Here is a 6,233-nt window from a genome sequence, read left to right as displayed (position 1 = left end):
AATGGGTTAGCTGCGAATGCAGTTGTTACGCCAAGTACAGCTGTTGCTGCAAATACGGCTGCAAAACGTTTTTTCATTGTAATTACCCCTTAGGCTACCATAATAGGAAAGAAAGGTAATTATGTCATATTTATGTTGTATGAGGTTTTAGTGTAATATGTTCACGGCAGAGTTGTAATGTACTTGGCAATGTCACTTCTTCTAGCCACCAATGCCAATATTGATATTGGTTATAGCGTGCCCATGTGGGATATTGCTGATGACAGTACCAATAAAAGTGTAATGGTGTTGGAGAGCTATTTGGTTGAGGAAGGTCATTAGTTATTGATACTGAAAATTCTTTAGGTAAGAGGGTTGGTAAAAGTTTGATTAATTCTGTCTCAATAATGGATTCTTTATACAAAGTTTTATTATGACATTGCAAGGTTTTATGATGACTTTGGGGACATTGATAATAAATGTATTGTGTATCTTTATAATGGCGTGTTAACCCAACTAATTTATGATAACAAGAAGGGCATCGAAGCAAACCTTTAAAAAGATAATTAGATTTAGTTTCAGGCTTAAGTAATGAAGATTCAGGGGGCAATGTAGAAATTTTAGCTGATTTTGAAGAAGATGGGGAAGATGCAAAAGATGCAGAAGATGCAGAAGATGCAGAAGATGCAATATATTTGGAGGATATTTTGATAGAATGATAGCTATTTAGCACCCTCTGCACCTTTTCAAAGGTTTCCATATCCACGATACCAGTGGTATAGTTCTTAATGCCATAAAAGGTGCCAATATATTTTTCGTTACGCAATAGTTTTGACATGGCTGGATAGGAGCGCGTAATGCCATGAGCCTGTGCTAAATATAGCATAGTTTGACGAATTGATCGATTTTTTAGATAGTAGTGAAATATATCACGAATGATAGCAGCATATTCATTAGGTACAATATGTTTTGCTTGTATGCTATAACCCAGGGGGAGTTTACCCGAAATGACTTCCCGTCGTTTTATTTTGTCAGCAAAAACGAAGCGGATACGCTCGGACGTTGTGTCTGACTCATTTTGAGCAATGGACAGTTTTATATTTAGGTATAGGCGACCTTGAGCTGTATTGGTATTATACTCTTCTTCTGTTGTTTCCCATACTACATTGTGCCGATCTAAAATGGCTTGGTAGCTATAATAGTCAGATACATTACGGAACCAACGGTCAAGTTTAATAAAGAGTATACAATCGATGTGACCGGCTTTAACATCTCGTAGCATGCGGGCGAATTCTTTGCGCCGACCAGGGCGACTGCGCGCGGTAATGCCTTCGTCACGATAGCAATCGACAATTTGATAGTTATGGTCGTTAGCATATTGACGCAGACGATTTTCTTGGGCTTGTAGGGAATAGCCTTTCATGGCTTGCTCTTCGTGAGATACACGAATATAGAGGGCAACACGTTTCATCATATATAGGTCAATACAAGTATCCTTTGATAGGTTATCAAAGATCTCTGTATTGATAGCCTCCTTTCTTTCTACCATACATGTAAAGCTTGACAGCATTCAATGCTGTAGTTGGTTAAACAGTCATATAAGACAATTATAGAAGAACGCTTATAGAAGAACGATGATACATATAGTCTTATAAAAATGACTGCAAACATCATTATAGTATGATATAGATTGTATTCAAGATAGTCGAATAAGCCCTGTAAATGTGATATACTTAAATATAAGCCCTTATATAAGTAGGTATATGTAAGGGGCATAATGATAGGGTTATACGAAAAGTATATGAGGATGACTGATGAGAGATACGATTAAATTATTAGCGATTGATTTAGATGATACCTTAGTGCGTGATGATAATACGATTTCGGCTTACACTCGTAATGTGTTGCAACAAGCGCAGGCTAAGGGTATTCAAATTGTGATTGCTACAGGGCGCATGTATCAGACGGCTCGCCCGGTAGGTCTTACCTTAGGCCTTGGAGATTTGCCTATGATTTTGTTTTCTGGAGGCCTTGTGCAGCGCATTGAATCAGGTGATATATTATGGGAACGGACGATTCCGGTGGCTATGGCGCAAGAAATTTTAGAGTTGGCTCGCGATAATGATTGGTATGTACAGTCTTATGAGAAGGATGCCTTACTCGTTCATCACGAAACAGAACAGTCGCGTTTTTATGAAAAGACGGTAGGTGCGAAAGCTGTTTATGTAGGTGATGCGCTATATACGGACGTAACGGGGCCTAATAAATTGTTATTTTTAGAGGAGCCTACGAAGCTAACAGTTATTGCCAAGACTTTGCAAGCTAAGTATGGTGAGGTATTGGAAATTGTTCGCAGCAAAGTTAACTTTTTAGAAATTAACTGCGGTCATTGTACGAAGGGGAGTACGCTCGCTCAGATGGTTGCTGATTTAGGGTTAACACCAACTGAGGTAGTGGCTTTTGGTAATTCACAGAATGATATTTCTATGTTGAAGTATGCTGGTACAGCCGTAGCCGTAGCAAATGCAGAAGATAATGTAAAAGCTGTGGCACAGGCTATTTGCCCCTCCAATGAAGAGGATGGTGTAGCTCATTGGATTGAAGATAACCTATTGTAATGAAAGGAGTTATATTGTGGAAGGGAAGTTTCGTTTACTCATCGTAACAGGAATGTCGGGCGCTGGTAAAACACAAGTTATGCAGGCCCTTGAAGATATGGGTTTCTTTTGTGTCGATAATTTGCCGCCCGTATTAATTCCTAAGTTTAGTAATTTATGTCGCCAAGCGGGTGATCGCATTAACCGCGTTGCCTTAGTGGTAGATATTCGCGGGGGCCAGTTCTTTGAAAGTTTATCTGATGCATTAAATTCTTTGAAAGAAATGCAAGTGCCCTATGAAATCGTGTTTATGGATGCTACGGATGAAACGTTGATTCGTCGGTATAAAGAAAGCCGTCGTAGTCATCCCCTAGCACCAGAAGGCCGCATTACGGTGGGACTTAAAGAAGAACGGAAAATTTTAGATTCCATTCGTCCACGGGTGGATTATATTATTGATACGACGAATATGAAAACAAGCCAATTAAAGGCATATTTGAAACAGAAGTTCTCGCAATTGGATGAAAAAGAGCAGGGCATTGCTGTGTCCGTTGTGAGTTTTGGCTTTAAATATGGGATTCCCCTTGATGCTGATATGGTGTGGGATGTTCGTTTTTTACCAAATCCATACTATAATCCGGAATTTCGCCATAAAACGGGGCGTGTACCTGTTGTGAATCAATATATTCACTCCTTTGAAGTGACCGAACAGTTTTTAAGCACTATGTTTTCAACGATGGACTTTTTATTGCCTAATTATGAAAAAGAAGGGAAAAGTCAATTTGTGGTAGCCATTGGCTGTACTGGTGGCATGCATCGAAGTGTAGCTATGGCGGAAGCCTTATATAATCATGTACAAACGTTGGGGTATCGAGCAACCATAGAGCATCGGGATATGTTTAAGAACAATGTAGAAGAAGACTGTAACCCACGCGAAGTGACAGCTGCTGAAATTAATTAGGAGATGTGAAATGATACATATGTCTGGATTCCGATGGTTGACACCAGGCCTGAAATTAAAACGATGGTTGGTGGTTTTCGGCCTTGGTATGCTCCTCGTGATTGTAGGGGTTGCTTTAATGCTCAACTATCAGTGGTTATCCTATTTTGAAGATTTGTTTTTACAATTCATCTATGAAACGACGGGGTCTTATAATTATACGACCTTAGCAACAGTGGGCTTTATTACTATTATCTTAGGTATCGTACTTATGACGATTGGAACACGTCGTGTAGGCAGCGCGGTAGTGCGCGCTATTATTCCTGCTGACACGGATAAAGTAGGGGACTATATTTTCCAAAATATTCGAATGGCTAAGGGTCCTAAAGTTGTTGTCATTGGTGGCGGTACTGGTTTATCTACTTTATTGCGTGGTTTAAAGACTCATACGTCTAATTTAACGGCTATAGTAACGGTCGCTGATGATGGTGGTTCGTCAGGTCGTTTGCGCGAAGATTTTAAAATGATTGCGCCTGGTGATTTGCGTAACTGTTTAGTGGCGTTAGCCGAAAAAGAAGGCCTTATGGAACAACTATTCCGCTATCGGTTTGGTGGTGGCGGTGATTTAGCGGGTCATAGCTTTGGTAATCTATTTTTAACAGCTCTGACACAAATTCTTGACGATGATGTGGATAAAGCCTTAGATGCGTCTAGTAAGATTTTGAAGGTCCGTGGTCGTGTTATTCCAGCGTCTACGCAAAATATTGAACTTATGGCAGAAATGGAAGATGGTACTATTGTAGCGGGTGAAAGTCAGATTCCTAAGGCGAAGAAGAAGATTAAGCGTCTTTTCACAGAGCCTGCTGAGCCACAACCACAAGGGGCTGCTTTACAAGCTATTGATGAAGCGGATGCTATTGTTCTTGGACCTGGTAGTTTGTTTACCAGTATTATGCCAAACTTATTGATTAATAAGATTTCGGAGCATATTAAAGCGGCTAAGGCACCTAAGTTTTATATTTGTAATGTTATGACTCAGCCAGGTGAAACGGATGGTTTCACCGCTAGCGATCATGTAGCGACGGTACAGCGCTTAGCCGGTACAGGGCTTATTGATACGGTCATTGTCAATGATGTGCCATTTGATGAAGCGGTGATTGAAAAATATAAAGCCGTAGGGGCAGAACCAGTACAAGTTGATACCGATAAGTTGTCTGAATTAGGCGTGCGCACTGTTCGTGCTAGCTTAATTCAACATCCTGAAACGGCTGTTCATGATTCAGAACGCCTAGGCAAAGTGGTAATGGATGTTATCTATGCCATGCAGTCAGGATTAGAGCCACATATTTTAGAATATTATTTAAAACGAGAAGACCGGTAATGGTAGGGAGAGGGGGGCGCCATGTCATTTGCAGAAGATGTAAAAAACGAATTATGTCAGTATAAGAATGAAGATACTTTATCTGCTAAGGTAGAAGCCTCTTGTTTATTGCGTATGGGTGGTTCTTTATTATTAGGTAGTCAGGGACGGGTCGGTATCCGTTTAGCGACGGCCAATAATGCGGTTGCTCGCCGTGTATTATCTATTTTACGCGCTCATTACGCCTTGCATACGTCCGTTCTTATTCGGCGGGGGCTTAATCTACGTAAGAAAAATGTATATACGTTGACGGTTGAGCCAACGGTAGAAGGTAGGGATGCGCTGGAAGATTTAGCGCTTTGGCCAATGGACACAGATTTGCCAGAGGCCTGGCTAACGACGATGGAAACTAGGCGAGCTTTTTTGCGGGGCGCCTTTTTAGGCGGTGGTTCCGTAAATAAACCAGAAAGTGATTATCACTTGGAATTTATGACAGGGAATGAACATTTTGCTCATGAAATTGTGAAGGTGCTTCGTTTATTTCATATTGTAGCTCGCGTCACAGAGCGTAAAGAGTCTTATGTGGTGTATGTCAAAGAAGGCGATGCCGTGACCGATTGCTTACAAATTATGGGCGCTCAGTCTGCGTTGATGTCCTTTGAAACCGTGCGGGTAGTAAAAAATGTGCGTAATCAGATTAACCGGCAAGTTAATTGTGAAACGGCCAATTTACAGAAAACGGTGAATGCCGCTGTTCGTCAGTTAGAGAGCATTCGTATCATAGAACGGCATCAACCGCTTCATGATTTACCACCTAAATTGTTGGAAGTGGCACAGTTGCGCCTAGATAATCCCGACTCTAGTTTACAAGAGCTTATGGAGCTGATGGATGGTAAAATTTCTAAATCCGGTATAGGTCATCGTTTCAGAAAATTAGAAAAAATGGCTCTGGCTTATGAACCAATGGGATTAGAAGAATTTATGTAGTTAATTTTTAGCATAGTTATATATCGGTTAAGGGTGTATAATTAAATTGACAAAGTAAGGAGGCGATATTATGGTTTATAATTTAGATACTATAAAAAGGAAAGCAGTGCCTATTTTAAGAGAAGCCAATATTTCGTCTGCTTATATTTTTGGCTCTCATGCTAGAGGTGAAGCGACTGACTTAAGCGATATAGACTTATTGATTGATTATGGTGCTATTACGAAATCAAGCTTTGAACTTTTAGAACTAAAATATAAGTTAGCAGAGGCTTTGAATAAATCTGTTGATTTGGTGTCGATAAATTCTTTGCAAAATGATTATTTTTCTAAGCAAATTAATAAAGATAAGATTTGTATTTTAGGAGAATAA

At 40.0% G+C, this 6,233-nt stretch carries 6 protein-coding genes; 5 read left to right on the top strand and 1 reads right to left on the bottom strand.

All coding sequences use genetic code 11. The features are described 5' to 3' along the window. Positions 1–130 precede the first annotated feature (130 nt). Positions 131–1,453, bottom strand: a complete 1,323-nt coding sequence (locus VER_RS07685) for a recombinase family protein (RefSeq protein ID WP_162100257.1) — start codon at positions 1,451–1,453, stop codon at positions 131–133. Between the two features lie 340 nt (positions 1,454–1,793). Here VER_RS07685 and VER_RS07680 point away from each other — a divergent pair, with 340 nt between their 5' ends. The 5 genes from VER_RS07680 to VER_RS07660 all read left to right on the top strand — a co-directional run bounded on the left by VER_RS07680 (position 1,794) and on the right by VER_RS07660 (position 6,233). Next, the gene (locus VER_RS07680; RefSeq protein ID WP_162100256.1) at positions 1,794–2,597 is read left to right on the top strand and encodes a Cof-type HAD-IIB family hydrolase; all 804 of its coding nucleotides are present in this window, start codon (positions 1,794–1,796) and stop codon (positions 2,595–2,597) included. Positions 2,598–2,613: 16 nt separating this feature from the next. Further along, positions 2,614–3,537 carry an RNase adapter RapZ gene (gene rapZ, locus VER_RS07675; RefSeq protein WP_162100255.1) on the top strand — a complete coding sequence of 308 codons (924 nt, stop codon included), beginning with the start codon at positions 2,614–2,616 and terminating at the stop codon, positions 3,535–3,537. A gap of 10 nt (positions 3,538–3,547) precedes the next feature. Then, entirely contained in the window at positions 3,548–4,897 is a 1,350-nt protein-coding gene (yvcK, locus tag VER_RS07670) for a YvcK family protein (protein WP_238390182.1), read from the top strand. 21 nt (positions 4,898–4,918) lie between these two features. Continuing rightward, a complete protein-coding gene (gene whiA / locus VER_RS07665) occupies positions 4,919–5,863 on the top strand; it encodes a DNA-binding protein WhiA (protein ID WP_162100254.1) in 945 nt (314 codons plus the stop codon). 70 nt (positions 5,864–5,933) lie between these two features. Beyond that, positions 5,934–6,233, top strand: coding sequence for a nucleotidyltransferase family protein (locus tag VER_RS07660; protein WP_162100253.1), 300 nt, complete (start codon positions 5,934–5,936; stop codon positions 6,231–6,233).

Source organism: Veillonella sp. R32 (assembly GCF_010093125.1).
GTDB lineage: Bacteria > Bacillota > Negativicutes > Veillonellales > Veillonellaceae > Veillonella_A.
Note: the sequence above shows the minus strand (reverse complement) of the source record. Positions and strands in the feature narration are given on the sequence as shown.